The following is a 23,646-nucleotide window of genomic DNA, read 5'->3' as shown; positions in this document are numbered from 1 at the left end:
AATATAAAGCAAAACCTTAATTCTTACGTGTAACCCCCTATGACCAAAGTCTTAGTTGTCGAAGATAGTCCACCCCAGCGGGAAATGATTAGCGAATTGCTGGCAAAAACAGGCTTTGACGTAACGGTTGCCAGCGATGGGGTGGAGGCAATGGAGCAATTGCAGCAGAGCACCCCAGATGTGGTTGTCCTCGATATTGTCATGCCCCGTATGAATGGGTATGAAGTCTGCCGCCAAATTAAGTCCGACCCCCGCACCCAATCGATTCCCGTGGTTATGTGTAGCTCCAAAGGTGAGGAGTTCGATCGCTATTGGGGCATGAAACAGGGGGCAGATGCGTACATTACGAAGCCCTTTGATCCCAAAGAACTCGTTGGCACCATCAAGCAACTCTTGCGAGGCTAGAAAAGATGTTTAGCAGCTCAGATCTACTCGCCACCAATGCCCCCATCGAAAGTGACCGTATCGATGACCTCAGAACCCCCGAGGGAGATTTACATATTCTCTTTACGATCCCTAGCGGTGATACCTTGGCGCTACCGGCTATTGGGGTGCGCGAAGTCGTAGCCGTGAGCCCCGATCGCATTACCCCAGTGCCCAATACCTCCAATCTCCTACTGGGGATTTTGAACTTGCGGGGCCAGGTGATTTGGGTAGCGGATACGGGTAAGTTTCTGGGGAACGACACCCCCTTGAATACCGATCGCTCTGAGCTATCGATTATTGCCATTGAGGATGATGAGTTAATGGTGGGGCTAGCAGTTCATCAGGTGCGGGGTATGGAGTGGCTCAACAATGACACCATCAGGCCCGCTACCCATGTCAGCGATCAGATGGCTCCCTTTGTACGGGGCGAGTGGGTCTTTGATGCGGAGCAACAGGACATTGTGAAGCTTTTAGATCCCCTTGCCATTTTACGCAGTGCTCGCTGGGGACTCTAAACTAGAAAAAGTAGAATCTCAATGGAGACTCGCGCTCAAGCATCACCATGGAACTCATCGAGACCAGTCACTTTAGGAAAATTAACACACCCATGATATCTTTCCCAGGGATTGGCGCATACTTTGTAATTAAAGCTTCCTTGATTTCGTTCTGAGAATTATCTACCTCTTTTGATCGTCCTCTTCTGATCGTCCATTCTGGGAGTAAGCCCATGGCATCCAGCAGCACCCAACACACCCAAGAATATCAAAAAGCGGTTGCCGCTTATGTGCAAGGCAACTACGAAGAAGCAGCCAAAATCACTGACCAATTGGTGGGCAACCGACCGGGCGATCCAAACCTACGGCTGCTGCGGGGGCACATTTACTGCTGCCAACAACGCTACAGGGAGGCTCAAGAGCATTACCAGGTGGTTCTCAATACCACAACTGATCCAGAATTAATCAATCTGGCCAACGAGAGCCTCGCCAAGATTAAGGATCTCGTTCCTGCTGCTGAATCTGCCAAGAACAGGGGCGAAGAATACCACACCACTGCGCAAGGAGATTATACCCAACTTCAGGGGGAGAATACCATTTTGCAAACTACCCCAGCCATTGGGGAACCCCAAGCCGCGAACCCCCCAGCAGAAGAATTGAGTCTTGAACACTTTGATGACTTTGGCAGCGATTTAGGGACGAGCAACCCCTTTGACGATCTAGAGATTGCTGGCATTGAGGAAGAGTTTGGCGCCCATTTAGAACAGGGTACCTTTAATCCCTTCGACGAAGATGCAGCGGTTCAGAATCCCTTTAGCTTTTCCGCTCATCCTTTAGAAGAGCAAGTCGCAGACATTCCAGAAATTCCCATTGGTGAATCCATGCCACCTCTAGGCGTTGAAGCCATTGGGGATGATGATATCACGATGCTCATGGGAAGTTCTCCCTTGACCCCCTCTGAACCGCCCAGCCCTAGTCCTATTTTTGATAGTGAGGCGGCAGCAAGTACTGCGGATCCTTTTCAAGAAATGACCCCGCCCTCCCCAGAAACATTTGATAATCCCTTTGCCGCTGAAGTGGCCGCATCTGACGAGGGCCTCTTTAGGGGGCTGACAGAATCGGGAGCAGCCAATGTTTCTCAAGAGAACCTTTTTCCGGATGTGGAGGAATCTCCGGTAGTAAATATCTCGACAGAAAGTCTCTTTGGTGATATTGAGGAAGCCCCAGCAGCCAGCATTTCTGAAGAGAACCTCTTGCCAAATCTGACGGAATCTATTCAGACGAATGTTCCTGAGGTCTCTACCTCTGCTGCTGGTATCAGTGATTTGTTAACTAATGAAAAAGATGAAAAAGCAGAGGCCATTGAGTTGTTGCCGCAGCCGGAATTAAGTTCTTCTGAGGCTGCCGAGGAAGAAGACGATCTCTTTAGTGACTTCCCAGCTTCCCTTGAAGCTTTTGAAGCTCCAGATAGCGTGGCAGAACCCCTGTCTCCTGAGGCCCTTGACCCCGCCACCTTTGAGGATGCACAGACGATCGCCATCTCTGAGTTTCCGGCACGTGAAGCCATTGCCGAAGACAGGAGGGGGTCGGCGGCACCGGCGATCGCTGAAGGGGAAGTTAGCTCTGGTGGTGCTGAACCCGTTGAATCCATTGCCAACTTTGATCTAGAAGATCTTTCCTTTGGCAGTTTTGATGATGAAATGACCATTGCCAATCCCCAAGTCCATGGCATGGGTGCCGTTGGCTCAGAGGCCACAGTGATGACCGATGCTGGTACGGAGACCTTTGCGGTTCTACCGGATGAATTTGATCTCAGCCAGCAAAGTCTTGAGGAGTTGGCTGATTTTAGCCTCGATCTCAGCCAAAGCACAGCCAGCCGTACGGAAGCGCCTGCCGCCAAAGAAAAACAACATCCCTCAGCCTTTACTGAGCAAGCGTCGGTTGCCAGTGTCGCTGCTTCACCGCCTACGGCTTCACCTGCGGTTGAGAGCCCAGCAACGTCCACCCCGGCCGCACCCACAGGCTCCTTAGAGCAACAAACCATTACCTCAGCGCTGTTAACCGGTGTTCTTTCGGGCTTAGCCGCTGGGGCTGTCAGTGTGGGTTTTCGCACACCGCTGCCTGTTCCTTTGATCAGTACTGCTGCTACCGGTCTGATTGCCGGTGGAGCAGCCTATGGCTTAGGACGGCGCAGTGTCAGTCGCATCAAACACTTCTGTACAGATTTGCAGGCTCAGTGTAACGCCGTGATTGCCGGTGACATGACAGCCCGAATGCCAGTGGGCAGTGATGACGAGCTAGGACTTCTCGCCCAAAGCTTTAACCAGATGACCGACACAATCCAGCAAATTACCGCTGATGCTCAGAGAAAAGCTGAGGAAATCGAGCGGCAGCGGGATGATTTGCAGCGCCAAGTGATCCGACTCCTCGATGATGTGGAGGGTGCTGCCCGCGGGGACCTGACCGTACAAGCGGAAGTGACGGCGGACGTACTCGGAGCAGTGGCCGACTCCTTTAACCTGACAATTCACAACCTGCGGACGATTGTGCAACAGGTCAAAATTGCTGCCCAGCAGGTGAGTCGTGGTGCCGCAGAAAACGAAACCTTTGCCCGTAGTCTCTCAGCAGATGCCCTGCGGCAAGCGGAGGAGCTAGCCGTCACCCTAAACTCGGTACAGATGATGACCAATGCGATTCAGCGGGTGGCCGAAAGTGCCCAAGAAGCCAATGAGGTGGCCCGCAATGCCTCAGAAACAGCCCTTCGTGGTGGTGAGGCGGTGGAACGCACGGTGGCGGGTATTTTGCAGATTCGGGAAACGGTAGCGGAGACCACCCGCAAGGTGAAGCGCCTAGCGGAATCTTCCCAAGAGATCGCCAAGATTGTGGGTGTGATCTCCTCGATCGCCAACCGCACAAACCTGTTGGCCCTAAACGCCAGTATTGAGGCCGCACGGGCCGGGGAAGCAGGTCGGGGGTTTGCGGTGGTGGCCGATGAGGTGCGGCAACTGGCCGACCGAGCAGCCAAAGCTTCGAAGGAAATTGAGCAGATTGTCTTGCAAATTCAAAGCGAAACTGGTGCGGTGATGACCGCTATGGAAGAAGGGACGCAGCAGGTGATTGAGGGGACGAAGCGGGCAGAGCAAGCCAAGCACGCCCTTGAGGACATCATCCAAGTTTCGTCGCAAATTGATACCCTAGTGCGCTCGATTACCAACGCTACGGTGGAACAAACCGAATCGGCACGAGCGATGGCTCAGGTGATGCAATCCATTGAGCTGACAGCGCAGGCCACTTCTCAGGAGGCACAGCGGGTGTCCGACTCATTGCAAGGTCTAGTGAGTGTGGCACGCAACTTGCAGGCATCGGTGGAACGGTTCCGCGTTGAAAATACTGAAGATCAAGCCTAAGCAATCCGGGAGGGGGCTATGCAAAGCGATCAACAAAAGCGCATTCTTGGCTACTTCATTGAGGAAGCGCAGGAACACCTGACCACCATTGAGGATAGTTTGATGAATCTCCAGCAGGTGGTCAATGACCCTGAGGCGATGAGTGAAATGTTTCGGGCGGCCCACTCCGTCAAAGGGGGAGCGGCCATGCTCGGACTCCACAGTATTCAGCACACCGCCCACAAGTTGGAGGACTACTTCAAAATCCTGCGGGAGCATCCCGTCACCGTGGATGAAACCCTAGAGAACCTGTTTTTGCAAGCCTTTGATGCCCTGCGGGAACTCCTCGATGAATTGCAAGGCCCCTTTGGTTTGACGGAGGAGACAGCAACGGCAACCCTGAACCGGGTGGAGCCAGTCTTTAATCAACTGCAAGCTCACTTGAGCCACCTGACCCAAGGAGTAGAGGCGCCGCCGCCTGTGACTGCTTCTTCTGCCCCCGCGGCCGAACCCATTCAGCCAGCGGTACAACCCGTTGCTGATTCCAGCTACCGCTTAGTCTTTCAAACGGAGGTACCCGATCGCCTGCGGGCAATGTTGCAACTCTTTAAGCAGACCGATTCGCCCCAAGTGCGGCAAGAATTGGCGGCGGCCTGTTCTAATTTGGGTCAATTGGGGGAAACCTTTGCCCTGCCCCAGTGGGTTGAATTGCTGGCGATCGCCCAACAGGCGGTAAGTAACACGGCTCAGCCCCTCACGGCTTTGGCGCCAGTGGTGATCAAAGAGATTATGGCAGCTCGCGACTTGGTGCTCAATGGTCAAGGCAGTGCGATTCGTCCCAGTGACAGTTTAGTGGCGCTTCAACCCCCTGTGATTGAGGAGACTTCGGCTGTTGTTCCTGAAGAGCCAGAGCCTGCGGTCTTGGCATCAGCCCCTGTGACCCTTGAGGAACCATCGGCACCCCTTGAAATGGCCTCTGAGGTTGCTCCTCTAGATGCTCCTCTAGAGGTGGCTGCCCCTGAAGAAGTTGAGATTTCCGAGCCAATGAGTGGCGGCCATGGTGTCACTGTTTTTGGAGAGGAAAGTAGCACTGATTTCCAAGAATTGAGTGACATTTTTAGTGATCCAACAGCGCTGCCGACGGACTGGCTGGAGGACACCCTTGAGGAGAATTTGGCCAGTTTAGGACCGGGCGATGAAGCGGCCTTTGATGAGGAGATTTCCGACTTTTTGAACATGACTACGACTGAGGAGTTGCCTGAGGCAGAATCCAGCCTTGAGGCCATCCTCGATGACATTCAGGAACTTTCTGATGAGCGGCTCTCTGCAGAAGTGGTGGAGGCATCCCTTGATGATCTCACGCCGCCGGCGATCGCCGAAAGCATAGCTGAAGGTATTGAGGGGTCCCTAACACTTGAGAGTCCTGCTGAGGAGAGGGCAGCCGCAGAGCCCTCCGAACTCGATCTGAGTGCATTCCTTGCGGAATTTACCGAGGAAGCCCCCTCAGGGATGGCAGCTTTTGATGAGGCAGTTGCTTCCCTAGAAGATTTTTTGGGTGAGGTGGAAACCCCCGAGGTTCCCGATCTGCTTCCCCTAGAAGAGGATTCTGAAATCCCTGCCCTGAGTGATGTTGCTGAGGATGTGGCTGAGTTCCTCGAAGAGGTACCGGGTCTCAATGATGTCCTAGAAAACTTGGTCGTGGATAATGGGGCGGAGGAAGCCCTTTCAGAATTGATTACCCCGCCAAGCGTTGACGATCCTTGGGCGGAAACGCCCTCCGCCTTGGAGGGGCCAGCGATCGCCGAGCCAAGGATGCCTGACGTCCCAGCGGCAAATATGACTGAACCCGCAGCACTGGTGGAGGAGGTTGTACCCTCTGCCGAGACTGAGGGCATCGCCGAGCTAGAATCCCTGTTGCAGGAGTCTGTACCCTCTGCTGAGGCTGCGAGCATTGCTGAGCCCGAAGCAGTGGTGAATGACGCCACCGTACCTGCCACCCCCGAAAGCATCCTAGAGGAATTGGAGGGGTTGATTGAGCAAAGTACAACCCATACAACCCCACCCGAGGCTGCCCCGTTCCACGAACTGGATCAGCTTTTAGAGACGGCAGCACCACCGACATCCGCCTTTGAAGATCTAGAGCAGCTCTTGGGGCAAGCTACCCCTGGAGCACCCACGCCACCGCCGGCAACAGCAGCACCTCCCACCGCTGATGATAGTTTTGCCGATTTAGAGAAATTAATTCCCCAACCCGCAGGGAGGAGTGAAAAGGCGGCCACCCCTCGGCGAACCGCAGCAGGGGCAAAAGGTGGCTCCTTGGTGGAACAAACCATGCGGGTGCCGGTGCGCCACCTCGATACCCTGAGTAACCTCGTTGGGGAGTTGGTGGTCAACCGCAATAGCCTCGAGGACACCCAAGAACGCCTGCGGCAGTTTCTCGATAACCTGCTCTATCAGGTGCAACAACTGGGGGAAGTGAGCCAACAAATGCAGGACCTCTACGAGCGATCGCTCCTAGAGAGTTCACTGTTGGGTGTGACAACAGCACGGGCAGCCAATGGCCAAGAAGAACAGAGCAGCCACGCCACGGGTGTCGAGTTTGATGCCTTGGAAATGGATCGCTTTACCGGCTTCCACACCCTCTCGCAGGAGGTGATTGAGCGGATTGTGCGGGTCCGGGAGGCAGCGGATGACATCCAGTACGTAATTGATGAAGTGGAGCAGGTGGCCCGGCAGTTTCGTCAAGTCACGACCCAAGTCCAAGAGGGCTTGAGCCGCTCCCGAATGGTCCCCTTCCGTGAAATGTCTTCCCGCTTACCGGGAGCGGTGCGCCGCGTTGCCAGTACCATCGGCAAACAAGTAGAACTCAAGATTGAGGGAGAAGATACCCTGATTGACAAGGGCATCCTTGAAAAACTCTTTGACCCGATGACCCACCTGATCAATAACGCTGTCTATCATGGTATTGAAATGCCCGAAGAGCGGCGACGATTAGGCAAACCCGAAAAAGGCCTAATTCGCGTACGGGCATTTTATCAAGGGAGTCAAGCGATTATCTCCATCAGTGACGATGGGGCAGGGATTGACCCAGAACGGGTAAAACGCAAAGCGATCGAGAAGGGTCTCCTGAAGGAGGCCGATGCCCCCAACCTTTCCCGCCAAGAGGTCTATGCCTTCCTCTTCCAATCGGGATTTAGCACCAAAGATCAAGCGGATGCCCTTGCCGGTCGGGGGGTGGGCATGGATGTGGTGCGCAAAAATCTGGAGGACATTCGCGGCACGATTAACATTGACTCCACGGTAGGCAAAGGCACTACATTTACCATCCGCCTACCCCTGACCCTGAGCATTACCAAAGCCCTCTGTTGCATTGATAACCACTGCCGCATTGCCTTCCCCATTGACGGCGTGGAAGATATGCTGGATATCCCCCAAGAGCGCATCCAAACCCTAGAGGATGGTCAGCGCGTCCTCCCGTGGCGCGATCGCCAGCTGCTGGTGCGTAAACTCGGGGATTTGCTGAAGTACAGCCGCCCCATCAGCCGTAGCAGTGTCTATGGCGGTAGCGCCCAAGATGATGGCATGGTCTCGATTGTCGTGCTGCGCAGTGGCGACGATCTCGTGGCCATGGAGGTGGATCAGGTCATTGGTGAACAGGAAATCGTGATCAAGCAGTTGTCGGGGCCGGTGCCGAAGCCGGTGGGGGTTGCTGGGGTCACTGTCCAAGGGGATGGCCGCGCGATGGCGATCGCTGACGTACTGGAAATCATTGATCTGTCCCTAGGACGCATGGATCGCGAGTGGCGTGGGTTTGGCCACACCATGGAGGTCGCCGAGCCAGAGGAAGCCTCCGAGCCCCTAGTGCTGATCATCGACGACTCAATTACGGTGCGGGAGTTGCTCTCAATGACCTTTACGCGGGCAGGCTACCGCGTCGAGCAGGCACGGGATGGTCAAGATGCGTGGGAAAAACTGCGCTCTGGCTTACCCTGTGACTTAGTGTTTTGTGATATTGAGATGCCCCGCATGGATGGTTTGGAGTTGCTCTCCCGAATTCAAAAGGATCCTAAACTCAACCATCTGCCGATCGCCATGCTCACCTCCCGGGGTGCCGATCGCCACCGCAAGATGGCCGCGCAACTAGGGGCACGGGGCTACTTTACGAAGCCCTACCTGGAGGAGCAATTACTGGATGCAGCGGCGCGGCTCCTCAGGGGTGAAGTTCTTGTGCAGCAGGAGCCAACACCTACCTCATGAGTGAGCGATCGCCCACCCTAGCAGACTTCCTTGCCCAACTCCCCTTTGACCTGGATGCCTTTCAGGCGGCGGCAATCGCTGCCCTCGATGCAGGTCGCTCTGTGGTGGTTTGCGCCCCTACTGGGTCAGGCAAAACCCTCATTGGTGAGTATGCGATTCACCGTGCCCTGACGCGGCAGCAACGGGTGTTTTACACCACCCCCCTTAAGGCACTCTCAAACCAGAAGTGGCGTGACTTTCAGCAGCAGTTTGGGGCAGAGCAGGTGGGCCTCTTAACCGGGGATATCTCAATCAACCGTGATGCCCCGATTCTGGTGATGACGACGGAAATTTTCCGCAATATGCTCTATGGCACCCCCATTGGCGAAGTGGGCACCTCCCTTGCGGGCGTCGAAGTGGTGGTCCTGGATGAATGCCATTACATGAACGATCGCCAGCGGGGCACCGTCTGGGAAGAATCCATCATCTACTGTCCCAAAGAAATTCAACTGGTGGCTCTCTCCGCCACGATTGCCAACGGCGAACAACTCACCGACTGGATTCAATCTGTCCATGGGGATGCCGAACTCATCTACTCCGACTGGCGACCAATTCCACTGCACTTTTACTTTTGCAATGGCAAGGGACTCTTTCCCCTTTTGGATGGACAACGTAAACGCCTCAACCCGAAGCTCCACGGCCAGAGCGAACCGCGGCGCCGCGGCGGCAAGGGGGACTTCTTGAGCATTCGCTACGTGGTTAGTCAACTGCAGCAGCGGGACATGCTACCGGCGATTTACTTTATCTTTAGTCGCCGTGGCTGTGACCAAGCGGTTCAAGAGGTCCTGGGCATGAATCTGCTCACCAAGGCAGAACAGCAGGCACTGGCGGAACGGGTCGAGGCCTTTTGGGTCCAGCATCAGGACATTGTTGCCCCGGAAATGATTGTCCCCCTCTACCAAGGGATTGCCGCTCACCATGCCGGGGTGCTCCCCGTGGTGAAAACCCTTGTGGAAACACTCTTTCAGGAAGGCTTGATCAAACTCGTCTTTGCCACAGAAACGCTGGCGGCAGGGATCAATATGCCGGCGCGCACCACTGTTATTTCTACCCTCTCAAAGCGCACTGACAGTGGTCATCGGCTCTTGACAGCCTCGGAGTTCCTCCAAATGGCAGGACGAGCCGGCCGCCGGGGCATGGATACGGTGGGTCATGTGGTTACCTTGCAAACCCCCTTTGAGGGTGCCCATGAAGCAGCATTTTTGGCCACCGCCGCTCCCGATCCCCTGATGAGCCAATTTACCCCCAGCTATGGCATGGTCTTGAACCTGCTCCAACGCCACACCCTTGAAGAAGCGCGGGAACTGGTGGAGCGCAGTTTTGGGCAATATTTGGCCACATTGCAACTGACACCGCAGCGGCAGGCGATCGCCCAACTGGAAACGGAACTGCAAACCGTGCAACAACGCCTTGCAGGCATTGATCGCCAGCAACTAGCGCAGTATCAAAAGCTGCGGGAACGGCTACGGCAGGATCAACGCCTCCTGAAAATCCTCGAACAGCAGGCGGAGCAGGAACGCGCCCAAGCACTTCTCCCTTTGATGATGGCAGTGCCACCGGGAACGTGGCTCCATATCAAATCCCCCCTACGGGAGCAGCGCCCCTTAGCCGCCGTCCTCTGTCAACCCGTTGCCGGTTCAGGCCAGTTGCCCCACTGGTTGTGCCTTGCTGCCGATGGTCGTTTGCGGGTAGTTGGCATTGATGACATTTTGGGGGTCTATCCCGATCGCCCCCCCTGTGATCGTCTCCCCCCCCTCCCAGAGGCGATGAAACTGCGCCTAGGGGAAAGTTATCCCTGCCATGGGGCAGATCACTACCTGGGTTCCCTCCCTGATCTCCCACCCGTCTTAGCTGCGCCGGAGGTGGCTGCCCAAGCTGCTCAAATTGCCGACCTAGAGGCCAAACTCAGCCAACTGCAAGGAAGTCTGCCGCAAAATGTCCATTCGCTGCTGCGCTTAGTTCGTCGCGAAGAACGGCTACAAGCGGAGCTGCGCGATCGCCAGCAGAAGCTCCATCAACAGTCCCAACGCCACTGGGAGCAATTTCTTGCCCTCATTGCTGCACTGCAAGACTTTGGTGGCCTCAATGATCTGACCCCCACTCCCCTTGGGGAAATGGCCGCTGCCCTGCGGGGAGAGAACGAACTTTGGTTGGCCTTGGCCTTGGCCTCTGGCGAACTGGATGACTTGCCCCCCCACCTCTTGGCGGCAGCGATCGCGGCTCTAGTGACTGAAACACCCCGCTCCGACAGTTGGTGCAACTACCCCATTCCCAGTGAAGTGGAAGAACGCCTGGCCGCCCTGAGTCCGGTTCGCCGGCGGCTCTTTCAGGTGCAGCGCCGCTATCACATTATTTTTCCCCTCTGGTACGAGTGGGATCTCATTGGCTTGGTGGAGCAGTGGGCCTTGGGTACACCGTGGAATGAATTGTGCGCTCAAACGAATCTTGATGCCGGCGATATTGTGCGATTGCTGCGGCGCACCCTCGATTTTCTTTCCCAAATTCCCCATGCACCTCACACCAGTCCCCAACTGCGCCAAAGTGCCCAGCAGGCACGCTATCTCCTCGATCGCTTCCCTGTCAATGACCTGCTAGAAGGGGTGGAGCTAGAGGCGGCAACCGTATAGTTTGAGTCATTATTTAAGGAGTGGCTCAGGCGGGATTCGAACCTGCGACCTTGGGCTTATGAGTCCCCTGCTCTAACCACTGAGCTACTGAGCCGAAATTTTTGCGTAATTTTCATTATAACGCGAATATCTCAAAACTCAAGGCTCAGGCGAGCAAATTCCAGGGGAGTTCACTCTACAATAAAGAATAGATAAAGAATAGAGCCATTTAGGGGAAGGATAGGCGTTGAGCAAAGCAGAACGCACAGCTCTTGACAACAAGCTATCACAGCGATTTATTCATCTCGATCCAGCAGGGTATTTCATTATCTACATTGACCCTGAGCAAGACCTGATCTGGATGAAACACTATCCCAACGACATCAATGAGAAAGGCTTAGCAGTGGATCCCGACACCGGGAAACCCATTCCCACCAAAGGGAAAGTCACGCGGGAACCCGATCTGGTACTGAGCGGTCGCACAGCTAAGGAGTTATGTATTGAACTCTTTGAAAAAGATCGCCAACTGGTGACGATGTTTGACCATGCGGCCTATCTCGGTCGTGAATTGATGCGGGCACAGTTTTGTTTGGATGAAGGACTTGAGTATATCCAAGATTAGGCAACAGATTAGACAACACTGGCGCTGGAGGGTAGGGGCAGTCCTTTTGATGCTCTGTGCCCTAGTAGGTACTGCCCTATCAGCGATCGCCACCCCAGACGGGAGCGGCACCGTCGATGTTTTGCCCTTGAATGCCCAGTTGGGAGCGCAAATTTATCTGCAGCGCTGTGGCAGTTGCCATCTGGCGGTGCCCCCTGAAACACTGCCCACTCAGGCATGGCAGGTGCTGATTCAAGATACCAATCACTACGGCGCGACCCTCGAACCCATGCCTCGCCCAGAGTTAGTGCCGCTGTGGAACTATTTGCGCACCTATTCTCGACCGCTTCCTGAGGATGCCCAAATCCCCTTTCGCGTTGGGCGATCGCCCTTCTTTCGCATCCTCCATCCCCGTGTTGCAGTGCCGCAGCCAGTCACCCTCGATGGTTGTGCCCAGTGTCATCCCAAGGCCACCCTCTTTAACTTTCGTGAGCTCAGTCCGCAGTGGCTGGATTCCCCCTAGAATGTTTAGGGATGGCGAATTCTCCAGCGCCCCATGGGTTCTAGCTCCTCCAATCACTCTTCTTTGCCTCTTCAACGGATGATGATGCGCAGTCGCTGGCTACAGCAGGAGTGGTGGACGGTTGTGGCCCTCCTCCTCTGGGGAATTTTGTTTCTCCAATATGGGTTGCAGGAGCGACTGGGGTTACTAATTCACCCCAACTACTTTGGACTGGCGATCGCCAGTGGTTTTCTTTTAGTTGCTGTGAGTGGTTGGCAAGGGTGGCGGTTGTGGCGGGGGCGAGTGACACCTGGGCAACATGCTGCCCTCTTACCGCCCCGTTGGACGCTCACTATCCTCATTTTCGCGGCAGTGGCGGGCTTGGTGATTACGCCCCGTCCTTTCAATAGTGCGACGGCCATTCATCGCGGTCTCGAGGATGGCTTGACGGTGACACGCAATCGTCCAGTGGCTTTTCGCCTGAATCAACGGCCGCAGGAGCGCACACTCATTGACTGGATTCGCACCCTTGACGTCTATCCCGAACCCGACGCCTATAGCGGGCTACCGGCTCGCATTGAGGGATTTGCTGTCCATAGTCCCCAACTGCCACAGACCTATCTCACCCTCAGCCGCTTTGTGATTACCTGTTGTGCAGCGGATGCTTATCCGGTGGGCCTGCCAGTGAAATTGGGGCGATCGCGCCAAGCCTATCCCCAAGATCAGTGGTTTCGGGTTGAAGGTCGGATGACCACAGAAACCCTCAACAACCGCCGCCAATTGGTACTAGTTGCTGAGACGATCACGCCGATTCCTGAACCTGAAAATCCCTTTATGTACTGAGGCAATGCTTTTTCACCTGATTCACATTCCCTGTTGTAACCAAAGACAGCTTGGATAAAGCCAGATGGCTACGCCAGCAAGGACAATTTCCGATGACTCTCAGATCACTCAGCTCAAGGAGAGCGAAGAATCCTAGGGAAGCCTTCATGGGCGGTGAGGGACTCGAACCCCCGACAGCCTCGGTGTAAACGAGATACTCTACCAACTGAGTTAACCGCCCAAGTTCCAGAGTATTTATCATAGCAAAGGTATAGCCCATTTCTAAAATCTCGGTCCCCAAAGGGGGCCTAGCCTGTTCTACAGGAGTTTGAAGCAAGCCTGGACCATCTCCGGGAAAAGCACTGTAGGTCAATACGAGTCATCTCCTGTAAAGAAAATCCGCTAGGATCAACCTGTTGAGATATACAAGGAATGCCCTATGGGAGCAGCAACGGCAGCCAGTGATCAACGGCTACGGAATTTTGTGATTGCTGTTGTCGCCATTCTCATTAGTTTTGCCCTATTGGCTGGTTTACGCAGTAGCAATCAACCCCTCACCCTTGCCGAGCAAGCCAAACACGCTACCCCTTGGGAGGAGGCTCAAGTCAATGGCAAGCCCACACTTTTGGAGTTTTATGCCAACTGGTGCAGCACCTGTCGTTCGATGGCCAAGGATTTAGGGGAATTAAAGGGGCAATATCGCGATCGCGTGAACTTTGTCATGCTGAATGTGGACAACCCCAAGTGGCTACCGGAAATTGAGCAATTTAATGTGGATGGGATTCCCCACTTTGTCTTTCTGAATCGGCAACTGGAACCCCAAGCGGTGGCGATCGGCCTCCAACCCAAGGAAGTGATGGCCAAAAATCTTGAAGCCCTCAGCAATAACCTCCCCTTGCCCTATGGTCAACTGACGGGTGAAATGTCGCAACTCCCAGGTCCCCTCGCCCGTCAACGCAGTGATGATCCCCGTAGTCATGGGGGCTAGACGGTGGAACCCCAAGATGAGGTGCGCCAAGTCTATGAAGAGACCCAGGCGCGGATCAACCAGCTTTACCGCGAGTATGAGCAGATCAAAGCCACCCAAGCCCGCTTGAAAGAACCTAACCAGGCGGCCTTAGATCAACAGCGCGATCGCCTGCAACAGGAACTGCGGCAACTAGAGGCGGAGTTTGGCCTCACCCTGCTTTTTCATCTAGGAGAGGCGGCCCAGGAACGTTGGCAAGAGATTCTGGCTCAAGAAAACTTTTGGCAATTTGTGCGCTTTGCCGGTTTGGGGTTTATTCTTGGCCTCCTTGTTAAGAGCCTGATGGGCTGATCCTTAGGGCAGTTTGCCAGAGCCCGGGGCGAGAATCGGGAATGGGCATTGCGCCAACGGTCTTTGCATAAAACGCCTCTGCGGAGACCCAACCAATGACGGCATAGCCATAGCCTGCACTGCGCATTTGAGCCAAGGTTAACTGCAAGAGAAGGCGACCAATTCCCCGTCCTCGGTGCGGTTCTGCCACCGCCATGGGGCCAAACAGTCCTAGGGCGGCAGCATCATAGCAGGCAAAGCCGAGTAGTTCACCCTCTTGAACAGCAATCAGTCCCCGTGGGGGGCGTTGGCTGAAGGCGATCGCCACTTCACTCCGCCAACCGGCACTCAAGCGATCGCCCACCCACTGGACAATCCAATCCACTTCTGATCCCAAGGGCTGCCGATAGTGAATCCCCTGCTGTTGATGCGCCATCACGGCGGGCCAATCCACCACCAGATCGTAGAGCCTGACCAGCATATCGGTCATTGGCTGTTTCCTGCCTTTTCTAGCGGCTCAAACTGACAAGGGGACGTTGGAGCGCCTGCATCAACTCGTCAAACTGATCCGGAGTAAGGGATTGGGCACCATCGGAAAGCGCCTTGGCTGGATTTGGGTGTACCTCAATCATCAGGGCATCAGCGCCTGCGGCCACAGCGGCTTTGGCCATTGCGGGCACAAATTCTGCCCAGCCAGTGCCATGACTGGGGTCAATCATAATCGGTAGATGGGTAAGCTTGCGCAGTACGGGAATCGCCCCTAAATCCAAGGTATTGCGGGTATATTCGCGGTCAAAGGTACGAATGCCCCGTTCACAGAGAATGACATTGGGATTTCCTGCCGCCAGAATGTACTCCGCAGCCATTAACCATTCCTCAATAGTGGCGGACATGCCCCGTTTCAGGAGGATGGGTTTAGGTTGGGCACCCACCCGCTTCAAGAGAGAAAAATTTTGCATATTGCGGGCACCAATTTGCAGCACATCGGCCACTTCGGCAATTTTGTCTAAATCCGCTGCGTCCATCACTTCGGTAATGATGCCCAAACCGGTTGCTGCTTTTGCTGCCGCCAGCAGCTCAAGGGCACTTTCGCCATGCCCCTGGAAGGCATAGGGGGAGGTACGGGGTTTGTAGGCGCCGCCGCGCAGGAATTTGGCCCCCGCTGCTTTCACCCGCTGCGCCGTTTCAATGATCATGGCCTCATTCTCAACCGAGCAAGGCCCCGCCACAACCACCACATCATGGCCTTCGCCGAAGATAACCTCTCCATTGGGCGTTGATACCACCACTTCACTGGGTTCGCCGTGGCGATACTCGCGGCTGGCTCGCTTGAAGGGTTGCTCGACCCGCAAAACGTGTTCAATCCAAGGGCTAATTTCTTGAATGCGCAGCGGATCGAGTTCTGCCGTTTCTCCGACCAGGCCAATCACCACTTTATGCTTGCCAACAATTTTTTCAGGGGTCAATCCCCAACTTTGCATTTCACTGCTGACCCGCTCAATTTCTTCACTGGGGGTGCCACTTCTTAGAACAATAATCATCAGCTTGCTGATCCTAAATTTTTGGCTTAGGGTTTGATTGTATTTTGCCAAATTGGTTCGATTCTGCCTATGTTGCGTCGTTCCCAAGGCCTGCGGTTTCTGATTTCCCTAGCGATCGCCACCGTGGTTGTGCTCTCCCTTTGGAGCGCCATGATTGGCTCTATTCCCAAGGGGGATCTGCCCCTTGATCTCAGCCAAGCCGTATCTATTAATGATCCAGAATTTGATACGCCAGCGGAATCGTTGCCCCCCTTGCCAGAGTCCTCCCCTGAGAATCCGCTGCTGCCTCTCCAGCGCAGTGACGGCGCTGCCTACGATCGCCTCTTTGCTCAAGTGCGCCAAGTTCATCAACAGTGTGCAGCTGCCCCCCCTTGGTACAGTGTGCCCGCCGACCCCACTAATTTTGGCGATCGCTACCGTACCGATTTTCGGCCTCAAGTGTTGGATCATCAACCCCTGATTGTTTTACATGAAACGGTGGCCTCTGCCGGATCAGCCCTCAACTTTTTCCAAACACCGCATCCCCGCGATGAAGAACAGGCCAGCTACCATGAATTGATTACCCTCAACGGTTGGCTGCTGCACTTAGTGCCTTGGTCGAAGCGAGCCTATGGTGCCGGCAATTCCGCCTTTGGCAAGGAAGCGGCGCAGACAAACCCCCGCCTTGCCCCTTCGGTGAATAATTTTGCCCTCCACTTTTCCCTAGAAACACCGCCCCAGGGGCGCCACAATGGCTCTAGCCATACTGGTTACACCGATGCCCAATACCGCACCTTGGCGTGGCTAGTGGCGCAAACAGGAATTGATCGCCAACGGGTAACAACCCATGCGGCGGTCGATCGCTCCGGGGAACGTATCGATCCGCGTAGCTTTGATTGGGTTAAATTTAAGCGCTATTGGCAGCTCTATCGCGATCGCCCCTGTGGAGATCCCCCTCGCTAAAAGTAGCGATCCAAGAATGTCTCTAGGGACTCAAAGGAGAGTTGAAAATAGGTTTGGGCACGCTCAATTTCACTGGCAGGGCAAAGACTTTCATAGGCCAACAGCGTCCGCAGCGTCCCAAGACTGGCTTCCAAATCACGACTCATGACGCCAAGCAACTGGCGAGCACCATCAATGACACTCAGGGGCAGTGTCATGACAAAGGGGCGTTTATTGAAAAAGCGACCAAGGCGATCAGCAATCTCTTGGCGGGTTAAAACCTCTGGATGCGCCATGCTAAAAATCGCTGGCTGACGGGCTTGGCTGGCAATGAGAATACAGCGGGCTAAATCGTCGGGACTGAGCAGTTGCAGCCGATGCTGCGGCTCCCCAAGGACAATGTAAACCCCCGTCTGCTGAAAGCGCGCCGCAAGGGGAAGCAAACTCGACATCAGGGTGGGACAGCGAAAAATGCCGTAGTTGAGACCACTGCTGATGAGCACCTGCTCGACTTCGTACTTGGCCTTGAGAAAGGGGGACTGCTGGCGATCGCCCGTCACCGCCAGAGGAGAAATCAGCGCTAGATAGCGCACCCCCTGTTCCTGAGCCACCTGAATCACATCCAAGGTGGCACGGTAATCAATCGCTTGAATGGCACGGCTGAGTAACTGACTACCATGGCAGCAAATGACCGCCTCCACTCCCCCCATGGCAGCCTGAATATCGCGAGGCTGTTGCAGATCACCAATGAAAATCTCAGCACCCCATTCCTTGAGAAGATCGTATTGGCTCGTTAGGCGCACAAACGCCCGTACAGGTAGCCCCAACGCGATACAGCGGCGCACCACCCGCAAACCTAGTTGTCCTGTGGCACCCGTAACCAAGTACATGAAGCGCAACCATTAAAGGATTCTTGTCTCAGCGTGCCCTAGGGGGAGCCACAATGCAAGACTCTTGAATTTATGAAGTAATAAATTTTATGGTCATTATCTTTTGTAGCTAAGTTATTGTGAGCCGACTGCTTGCTTTTTATATGCATGAAAGTGGCAGCTAGTTACTTTGCGGTTGGCGAAGTACTGATCAAACACGATGTTGATACACACTTAAATAGTAATAATTAAATAGTAATAAATAGTAAGAGCCTTTACCACATAGGGATAAAGTACGCCTGTTTTGATAATCTTTTTGATAATCTCCCCTAAAAATCACAAAACCGCTACCTTAACTTTTAGTGGGGTTCTGTCCGGCAGTCGTACAACTACCCCGCAGCAGTACTCCAAACATACGCCAAATAATACCAAATAACATTTTTTGAGGAAATCTGATCAGTGGCCATAGAGAACAGGTCGAGAATGGGTTAACTTAAGGAATACCCTTGAGAATCTTCATCAGAACTCTGTGCCGCATGACACTTGACTTTTCTGCTGCTCAGCACCTTAGCCATCAGTTGTTTGCTGCCCTGAAACCAACAGAGGTGCTTTTCGTTGAAATTGCAAGTGAATCCAGCCAGTTTATTCGCTTCAATCGGGCGCGGGTTCGTCAAATTGGCACCGTAGAAGATACGGTGGTGACACTGCGGTTGCAAGTCCAGCAACGGACGGCGAGCACTTCCTTTCCCTATACGGGGACGGCAGATCTGGCGGCTGCCCTAGAGTATTTGGCGCAATTGCGCTCAGAAACGGTTCAGCTCCCTGTGGATCCCTACCTAGTGCCACCAACGGATACGGGCTCTATTCAAGACACCTACCTTGGCCGCTTGCCTGATCCTGACTCGGTTGTAGAAACCCTCCTCAAACCCGTGCAAGACCTTGATTTTGTCGGCATTTATAGTGGCGGCACCATCGCTCGCGGTAGCTTTAACTCCGCAGGCCAGGAGCACTGGTTTGCCACGGAAACCTTTTGCTTGGATTATTCCCTCTTTACAGACACGGGCAAGGCAGTCAAAAATAGCTATGCCAGTACCCATTGGGACACTGCCACCTACGAAGCCCAAATTGCCAGCGATCGCCAGCAGTTAGCCCAGTTGGCACAGCCGCCGCGCCAGCTGCCGCCAGGACGCTATCGCACCTACTTTGCCCCCGCTGCTGTCGCTGAACTCGTGGGGATGCTCTCCTGGGGAGCCGTCAGTGAGGCCGCCTATCGTCAAGGGGGCAGTGCCCTCGCCAAGTTACGGGAAGGGGTTACTCTATCCCCCCTTTTCAATTTGCAGGAGGACTTTACCAGCGGCACAGTGCCCCGCTTCAATAGCGATGGCGATATCGCTCCGCCCTACCTGTCTTTAATTGAGCGCGGCCAATTGCAAACGCTGCTTATTAGTCGGCGCACGGCTCAGGAATACAACCTGGTGGCCAATGGTGCCAACCGCCAAGAAAGCCTGCGATCGCCCCTAGTGCTGGCCGGTACCCTGCCAGCGGTGGATGCGCTTGCTGCCCTCGATACAGGGCTGTACGTCGGCAATTTGCACTACCTGAACTGGAGCGATCGCCCCAATGGACGAATAACGGGCATGACCCGCTACGCCTGTTTTTGGGTAGAGCAGGGCAAAATCGTTGCCCCGATTAGCGATCTGCGGTTTGATGACAGTCTGTATGACTTTTGGGGCAATAACCTAGAAGCCTTGACGGACACCCCCCTTTGGATCGCCAACACCGATACCTACGAACGCCGCTCCCTTGGGGGCATTACGGTGCCGGGGATGCTCGTCAAAGCCTTTCAGTTTACGCTCTAGGTTACTCCTAAGTTACTCGGCGGTGGCCAGTTCAGTGCTGCCGCGCTGTTTGCGACGAGTCAGCGTATTAAAGAGCAACTGCCCAATGGCCTTGATCAGGTTGCCCTCCAGTTCCTGGAAGAGCTTCATGTTCATGCCAAAGGCGGCATTGGCCTCATCCACAATCTGGTCTGCAGTGGCCTCATCCACCGGCAGTTCATCGAGGCGTTGGCGATAGAGTTGCTTAAAGGCCTTTTCGTCACTAATGGACTCGAACCGATAAAACGCTGTACCTTCGCCATCTTGCAAATTCATCGCCCGCTCAGCAATCCCTTTGAGGATTTGGCCGCCCGAAAGATCCCCTAGGTAGCGGGTGTAGGAGTGGGCCACCAAAAGTTCCGGAGCAGTATTGGCCACTTCATGGATGCGGGCAACATAGGCCTGCGTGGCTGGCGAGGGGGTAATTTCCTCGCGCCAATTGGAGCCAAAGTAATAGGTGAGATCTCGCTCAAGGCTACTTTTGCGGTTCAGCTCCGGAAAGTAAATTTTGCCAACAATGGGATGATCTTTGAGCCGCTCCATCTCCTGTTCCATGGCGCTGTAAACGTGATAGAGGCTGGCAACGAGCTTGCGGTAGGAGCTTTTTTCTACGGTGCCTTTGAGGAAGCAGCGCACAAAGCCAACGTTCTCGGCCATGGTATGGGCTTTTTTGGTGCCTTCGCGCAATTTCGTCGCTAGAGACGTCGTCATCACGAGATCCTTCTTAAAGATTTGCAATGTTTTGTTTCTAAAAACGACCGTCACCACAGTCTATTTTTCAGACTAAGGGCAAATGACACCCTTTTTCATTAAAAATCATTAAGGCGATCGCGGGCCGCCGCGAGGGCTTGGCGCACCTGATCAAACCCCGTCCCGCCATAGCTATTGCGGGCAGCCACCACTTGGCGGGGGGCGATCCGTTGGTAAATATCCGCCCCAAAGGCGGGGTGCAGGGCTTGCCATTCCTCAAGGGTGAGGTCTTTGAGGAGCTTCTTCTGAGCAACACAGGTTTTCACCACTTGCCCCACCAAGTTATAGGCCTCGCGGAAGGGCACCCCTTTGCTGGCCAAGTAGTCGGCCACATCCGTGGCATTGGCAAAATCACTCTCCACCGCCGCCGCCAAGCGTTGGGTTTGGAACACCAGCCCCTCGGCCATCAGGATTGTCATCGCCCCTAGGCAGGCACGCACCGTATCAACGGCATCGAAAAGGGCTTCTTTATCTTCTTGCAGATCCTTGTTGTAGGCCAAGGGTAGTCCCTTCATCATCACCAAGAGGGCTTGCAAATGGCCAAAGACGCGGCCGCTTTTCCCCCGCACCAATTCTGGCACATCGGGATTTTTCTTTTGGGGCATGATGCTAGAACCGGTGGCACAGCTATCGGTGAGCCGCACAAAGGCAAACTCCTCAGAGGCCCAGAGAATAATCTCCTCCGCGAGCCGCGATAGGTGCACCATGATCAGGCTAGCGGCACAGAGAAATTCAATGGCAAAATCGCGATCGCTGACGGCATCGAGGCTATTGCGATAGGGTTCCCGAAAGCCCAATAATTCCGCTGTGTAGTGGCGATCGATGGGGAACGTTGTGCCCGCCAGTGCCCCAGCCCCCAAGGGAGAGACATTTACCCGCTCCCGAATTTGCCGCAGTCGCTCAATGTCCCGCTGCGCCATTTCCACATAGGCCAGCAGATGGTGAGCCAAGCTCAGCGGTTGTGCCCGTTGCAGGTGGGTGTAACCAGGGATGAGGGTTTCCACATGGGATTCTGCTAAATCTAGCAGGGTGCGCTGCCACTGCCGCAGTTGTTGAAGAATGTGGTCAATTTCTGAGCGCAAATAGAGGCGAATATCGGTGCCCACCTGATCGTTGCGCGAGCGCGCCGTGTGCAGTTTCTTACCCACCTCCCCAACCAATTCTGTGAGGCGGCGTTCGACGGCAAAGTGAACATCCTCGGCTTCAATGCCGGGGGTAAACTGGCCGGCTCGGTATTCTTGGCGAATTTGCTCTAGGCCTTGGAGCAGCGTTTCTGCTTCCTCAGGGGAAATAATCCCCGTTTTTGCCAGCATGCGCGCATGGGCTTGGGAGCCGGTCAGATCGTATTCAATGAGGCGAATGTCAAAACCAATACTGGCATTAAAGCGAGCGATCGCTGGATGGAGGGCTTGTTCAAAGCGTTGGCTCCAGGGCTGGGGTTGGGCAGTCACAGGCAGTTCGCAGAGCTAAAAGTTTAGGAGCTTACCAAAGATCCAACCAATGGCCAGACCAATAATCAGTGCCCACAGTTGGCCCGAATCGACAAAGTTTGCCCACGCCTTAGAAAAGTCTTCCCCCAACGTGTCTTTGAATTTTTGTGCCACGATAATTTGTGGCTCGATCCGCATTTGGCTGGCAATAAAGTAGTTGGGTGCAGGATTCATAGCTGAGCACTAGCGACAACTTCACTGAGGTTTATCCTAGCGGAGGTGGGGGCGATCGCCAACTGGTATCCCAACACTGAGGCCTAGGGACAGCCTCTTGCGACCATTCAAGAAGAATAGCGCGATCGCGCCCCTGTTTTTTGGCCTGATAAAGCGCAGTATCAGCAATGGCAAGCATCTCAGTTAAGGTGCTCTGACTTTCCCCGGCAGGGACAAAGCATAGCCCAGCACTGACTGTTATGTAGCGATGGTGCGCCGTGTCTGCTTGGGGGATTTTCAGTTCCCGCACGTGATGGAGCATCCGTTCAAGGATTTGTAGAGCCGCGCCAGCGGAAACATAGGGGAGTACAAGGGCAAACTCCTCACCCCCATAACGGGCAATGACATCGTTGGAGCGCAAATGGGCCTTAAGGGTTTGAGCCACCTGTTGTAGGACGCGATCGCCCGCCAAATGACCACAGCAGTCGTTATAGGCTTTGAAGTCATCAATATCAATCAGTGCCACCGTCAAAGCCTGACCTTCGGCTTGAGTCTGTTGCCAGAGACGATTCAGTGCCGCGTCAAAAAAGCGACGATTGCCTAACCCTGTCAAGGCATCCTGTTCCGCAAGGCTCTGGAGGTGCTGTTTTTCCTGCTCTAGGGCTTGTTGGCATTGCTGCAATTCCTTCACAAGGGCGATTTGCCGAGCCAATTCCCTCTGTAGTTGCTGCAACTGGCGAGCGAGTAACTGCTGATTGTGGGAAAAGCTAGGCACAATCCGTGTCAAAATAACGGGTTCATCATGCAGATTGACACCAACACCTTCAAGGACCCAGTGATTTCCTTCAGGCTGGGGAACCGGAAAATGGGCAGCCAACATCTGGGCATTCCCTTGGCACAGCTTTAACCATCCCTGTACCTGCTCCTGCGATTGCTGGAGCAGCAGTGCGAGGGATTCACCAATTAATTCTTGGGTATGCCGCTGCCAAAAAAGTGAAGCACCATCGTTGATCGCTAGAATTTCACCGCTACCGTTGACGATCGCGATCGGCTCCGGAAAAAGGCGAATATACTCAGCAAGTGTGTCCGTCATTTGTTTTGTTTAAGCCCATATCAAAGTAAGGTTTGTGATGATAAAAAATATTTCAGGAACACACTAAGTATTACAGATTGTTTGCTAGATTACAGTTTTTCTAATTGTTCGGCTATCCTAAGGATAGGCGATTAGACAGAAAAAATCTAATCCGAAGGCGGTTGGTAACTGTAGTAATCGGGAAAAACAACGTAAAGGGGCTTGTTAAGAATCGTTGCTATTTCCTTTTCAACCATTGCCGAGCGCGAGCGGCCATGAATCACTGCCGATACACAGTGGCGCGAAACCCCTAGCTTTTTGCCAATTTTGGCACCATTCCAACCCCGCTTCCGCAGTTCTGCCTTGATGTCCTCGGGATGCATAATGCTGTTATAAACTTCTGCCCGACAAAGTTTTAACTGTAGTTTAATTGCAGGCAGTAAGGTTGTCAAGTGACAACTTTTGACAGTGTAGCGAAAGTGGGCGTTGATGAGATTAACATGTAAAGTTATTGAGAAACACAATGCCCTGTCTAGGGATGTA

At 54.2% G+C, this 23,646-nt stretch carries 20 protein-coding genes and 2 tRNA genes; 12 read left to right on the top strand and 10 right to left on the bottom strand.

What is annotated here, in order from left to right:
- Positions 1–39: 39 nt before the first annotated feature.
- The 5 genes from IGQ16_RS00330 to IGQ16_RS00310 all read left to right on the top strand — a co-directional run bounded on the left by IGQ16_RS00330 (position 40) and on the right by IGQ16_RS00310 (position 11,229).
- A complete protein-coding gene (locus tag IGQ16_RS00330) occupies positions 40–405 on the top strand; it encodes a response regulator (protein ID WP_024123877.1) in 366 nt (121 codons plus the stop codon).
- Positions 406–410: 5 nt separating this feature from the next.
- The gene (locus IGQ16_RS00325) at positions 411–941 is read left to right on the top strand and encodes a CheW domain-containing protein (RefSeq protein ID WP_297059814.1); all 531 of its coding nucleotides are present in this window, start codon (positions 411–413) and stop codon (positions 939–941) included.
- Positions 942–1,153: 212 nt separating this feature from the next.
- Positions 1,154–4,327, top strand: a complete 3,174-nt coding sequence (locus IGQ16_RS00320; protein WP_297059812.1) for a methyl-accepting chemotaxis protein — start codon at positions 1,154–1,156, stop codon at positions 4,325–4,327.
- Positions 4,328–4,345: 18 nt separating this feature from the next.
- Positions 4,346–8,563, top strand: a complete 4,218-nt coding sequence (locus IGQ16_RS00315) for a response regulator (protein ID WP_297059810.1) — start codon at positions 4,346–4,348, stop codon at positions 8,561–8,563.
- Positions 8,560–11,229 carry a DEAD/DEAH box helicase gene (locus IGQ16_RS00310; RefSeq protein WP_297059808.1) on the top strand — a complete coding sequence of 890 codons (2,670 nt, stop codon included), beginning with the start codon at positions 8,560–8,562 and terminating at the stop codon, positions 11,227–11,229. The genes IGQ16_RS00315 and IGQ16_RS00310 overlap by 4 nt, the downstream gene beginning before the upstream one ends.
- Before the next feature lie 21 nt (positions 11,230–11,250).
- Here IGQ16_RS00310 and IGQ16_RS00305 read toward each other — a convergent pair.
- Positions 11,251–11,323: transfer RNA gene (locus IGQ16_RS00305), tRNA-Met, on the bottom strand.
- Between the two features lie 132 nt (positions 11,324–11,455).
- Between IGQ16_RS00305 and IGQ16_RS00300 the strand changes: the two genes are divergently transcribed.
- The 3 genes from IGQ16_RS00300 to IGQ16_RS00290 all read left to right on the top strand — a co-directional run bounded on the left by IGQ16_RS00300 (position 11,456) and on the right by IGQ16_RS00290 (position 13,154).
- On the top strand, positions 11,456–11,830 hold the full coding sequence (locus tag IGQ16_RS00300; protein ID WP_024123873.1) for a DUF4346 domain-containing protein: 375 nt from the start codon (positions 11,456–11,458) through the stop codon (positions 11,828–11,830).
- 49 nt (positions 11,831–11,879) lie between these two features.
- Positions 11,880–12,332 (top strand): diheme cytochrome c, encoded by a 453-nt coding sequence (locus IGQ16_RS00295; RefSeq protein WP_225871763.1) that lies wholly within the window; start codon positions 11,880–11,882, stop codon positions 12,330–12,332.
- 78 nt (positions 12,333–12,410) lie between these two features.
- Positions 12,411–13,154 carry a TIGR03943 family protein gene (locus IGQ16_RS00290; protein ID WP_297059806.1) on the top strand — a complete coding sequence of 248 codons (744 nt, stop codon included), beginning with the start codon at positions 12,411–12,413 and terminating at the stop codon, positions 13,152–13,154.
- A 147-nt stretch (positions 13,155–13,301) separates the two neighbouring features.
- On the opposite strand, the gene IGQ16_RS00285 is transcribed toward IGQ16_RS00290, so the two are convergent.
- A tRNA-Val gene (locus tag IGQ16_RS00285) sits at positions 13,302–13,374 on the bottom strand.
- 198 nt (positions 13,375–13,572) lie between these two features.
- Between IGQ16_RS00285 and IGQ16_RS00280 the strand changes: the two genes are divergently transcribed.
- Together IGQ16_RS00280 and IGQ16_RS00275 are read left to right on the top strand one after the other, a co-directional pair.
- On the top strand, positions 13,573–14,121 hold the full coding sequence (locus IGQ16_RS00280; RefSeq protein ID WP_024123870.1) for a thioredoxin family protein: 549 nt from the start codon (positions 13,573–13,575) through the stop codon (positions 14,119–14,121).
- Positions 14,122–14,124: 3 nt separating this feature from the next.
- Positions 14,125–14,451, top strand: coding sequence for a hypothetical protein (locus IGQ16_RS00275; protein WP_024123869.1), 327 nt, complete (start codon positions 14,125–14,127; stop codon positions 14,449–14,451).
- Here IGQ16_RS00275 and IGQ16_RS00270 read toward each other — a convergent pair.
- Together IGQ16_RS00270 and aroF are read right to left on the bottom strand one after the other, a co-directional pair.
- Positions 14,432–14,920: a GNAT family N-acetyltransferase gene (locus tag IGQ16_RS00270; RefSeq protein WP_297059803.1), complete on the bottom strand. Its 489-nt coding sequence runs from the start codon at positions 14,918–14,920 to the stop codon at positions 14,432–14,434. The genes IGQ16_RS00275 and IGQ16_RS00270 overlap by 20 nt on opposite strands.
- A gap of 19 nt (positions 14,921–14,939) precedes the next feature.
- The gene (aroF, locus tag IGQ16_RS00265) at positions 14,940–15,971 is read right to left on the bottom strand and encodes a 3-deoxy-7-phosphoheptulonate synthase (RefSeq protein WP_024123867.1); all 1,032 of its coding nucleotides are present in this window, start codon (positions 15,969–15,971) and stop codon (positions 14,940–14,942) included.
- 69 nt (positions 15,972–16,040) lie between these two features.
- On the opposite strand from aroF, the gene IGQ16_RS00260 reads away from it, so the two are divergent.
- Positions 16,041–16,913, top strand: a complete 873-nt coding sequence (locus IGQ16_RS00260) for a peptidoglycan recognition family protein (RefSeq protein ID WP_024123866.1) — start codon at positions 16,041–16,043, stop codon at positions 16,911–16,913.
- On the opposite strand, the gene IGQ16_RS00255 is transcribed toward IGQ16_RS00260, so the two are convergent.
- The gene (locus IGQ16_RS00255) at positions 16,910–17,782 is read right to left on the bottom strand and encodes an SDR family oxidoreductase (RefSeq protein ID WP_024123865.1); all 873 of its coding nucleotides are present in this window, start codon (positions 17,780–17,782) and stop codon (positions 16,910–16,912) included. The genes IGQ16_RS00260 and IGQ16_RS00255 overlap by 4 nt on opposite strands.
- Before the next feature lie 515 nt (positions 17,783–18,297).
- Here IGQ16_RS00255 and IGQ16_RS00250 point away from each other — a divergent pair.
- Positions 18,298–19,620, top strand: a complete 1,323-nt coding sequence (locus tag IGQ16_RS00250) for a TldD/PmbA family protein (protein WP_297059801.1) — start codon at positions 18,298–18,300, stop codon at positions 19,618–19,620.
- Positions 19,621–19,632: 12 nt separating this feature from the next.
- Here IGQ16_RS00250 and IGQ16_RS00245 read toward each other — a convergent pair whose 3' ends face one another.
- The 5 genes from IGQ16_RS00245 to IGQ16_RS00225 form a co-directional block, all read right to left on the bottom strand.
- Complete coding sequence (locus tag IGQ16_RS00245) at positions 19,633–20,349, bottom strand: heme oxygenase (biliverdin-producing) (protein ID WP_024123863.1); 717 nt, start codon at positions 20,347–20,349, stop codon at positions 19,633–19,635.
- A gap of 98 nt (positions 20,350–20,447) precedes the next feature.
- Positions 20,448–21,839 (bottom strand): argininosuccinate lyase, encoded by a 1,392-nt coding sequence (argH, locus tag IGQ16_RS00240; protein ID WP_024123862.1) that lies wholly within the window; start codon positions 21,837–21,839, stop codon positions 20,448–20,450.
- 15 nt (positions 21,840–21,854) lie between these two features.
- On the bottom strand, positions 21,855–22,052 hold the full coding sequence (locus tag IGQ16_RS00235; protein ID WP_024123861.1) for a hypothetical protein: 198 nt from the start codon (positions 22,050–22,052) through the stop codon (positions 21,855–21,857).
- Positions 22,053–22,083: 31 nt separating this feature from the next.
- Positions 22,084–23,124, bottom strand: a complete 1,041-nt coding sequence (locus tag IGQ16_RS00230; protein WP_297039698.1) for a GGDEF domain-containing protein — start codon at positions 23,122–23,124, stop codon at positions 22,084–22,086.
- A gap of 146 nt (positions 23,125–23,270) precedes the next feature.
- Positions 23,271–23,555 (bottom strand): helix-turn-helix domain-containing protein, encoded by a 285-nt coding sequence (locus IGQ16_RS00225; RefSeq protein ID WP_297059799.1) that lies wholly within the window; start codon positions 23,553–23,555, stop codon positions 23,271–23,273.
- Between the last annotated feature and the right edge of the window lie 91 nt (positions 23,556–23,646).

The sequence above is a fragment of the Thermosynechococcus sp. M3746_W2019_013 genome, assembly GCF_015296045.1.
Classification (GTDB): domain Bacteria; phylum Cyanobacteriota; class Cyanobacteriia; order Thermosynechococcales; family Thermosynechococcaceae; genus Thermosynechococcus.
This window is presented reverse-complemented; position numbering and strand designations above follow the sequence as displayed.

Excerpts from the sequence above, each read along its gene's own strand:
- IGQ16_RS00330 (WP_024123877.1), top strand. The coding sequence starts at position 40 with ATGACCAAAGTCTTAGTTGTCGAAGATAGTCCACCCCAGCGGGAAATG.
- IGQ16_RS00325 (WP_297059814.1), top strand. The coding sequence starts at position 411 with ATGTTTAGCAGCTCAGATCTACTCGCCACCAATGCCCCCATCGAAAGT.
- IGQ16_RS00320 (WP_297059812.1), top strand. The coding sequence starts at position 1,154 with ATGGCATCCAGCAGCACCCAACACACCCAAGAATATCAAAAAGCGGTT.
- IGQ16_RS00315 (WP_297059810.1), top strand. The coding sequence starts at position 4,346 with ATGCAAAGCGATCAACAAAAGCGCATTCTTGGCTACTTCATTGAGGAA.
- IGQ16_RS00310 (WP_297059808.1), top strand. The coding sequence starts at position 8,560 with ATGAGTGAGCGATCGCCCACCCTAGCAGACTTCCTTGCCCAACTCCCC.
- IGQ16_RS00295 (WP_225871763.1), top strand. The coding sequence starts at position 11,880 with ATGCTCTGTGCCCTAGTAGGTACTGCCCTATCAGCGATCGCCACCCCA.
- IGQ16_RS00290 (WP_297059806.1), top strand. The coding sequence starts at position 12,411 with ATGATGATGCGCAGTCGCTGGCTACAGCAGGAGTGGTGGACGGTTGTG.
- IGQ16_RS00280 (WP_024123870.1), top strand. The coding sequence starts at position 13,573 with ATGGGAGCAGCAACGGCAGCCAGTGATCAACGGCTACGGAATTTTGTG.
- IGQ16_RS00270 (WP_297059803.1), bottom strand. The coding sequence starts at position 14,920 with ATGACCGATATGCTGGTCAGGCTCTACGATCTGGTGGTGGATTGGCCC.
- aroF (WP_024123867.1), bottom strand. The coding sequence starts at position 15,971 with ATGATTATTGTTCTAAGAAGTGGCACCCCCAGTGAAGAAATTGAGCGG.
- IGQ16_RS00260 (WP_024123866.1), top strand. The coding sequence starts at position 16,041 with ATGTTGCGTCGTTCCCAAGGCCTGCGGTTTCTGATTTCCCTAGCGATC.
- IGQ16_RS00255 (WP_024123865.1), bottom strand. The coding sequence starts at position 17,782 with ATGTACTTGGTTACGGGTGCCACAGGACAACTAGGTTTGCGGGTGGTG.
- IGQ16_RS00250 (WP_297059801.1), top strand. The coding sequence starts at position 18,298 with ATGACACTTGACTTTTCTGCTGCTCAGCACCTTAGCCATCAGTTGTTT.
- IGQ16_RS00245 (WP_024123863.1), bottom strand. The coding sequence starts at position 20,349 with ATGACGACGTCTCTAGCGACGAAATTGCGCGAAGGCACCAAAAAAGCC.
- IGQ16_RS00235 (WP_024123861.1), bottom strand. The coding sequence starts at position 22,052 with ATGAATCCTGCACCCAACTACTTTATTGCCAGCCAAATGCGGATCGAG.
- IGQ16_RS00230 (WP_297039698.1), bottom strand. The coding sequence starts at position 23,124 with ATGACGGACACACTTGCTGAGTATATTCGCCTTTTTCCGGAGCCGATC.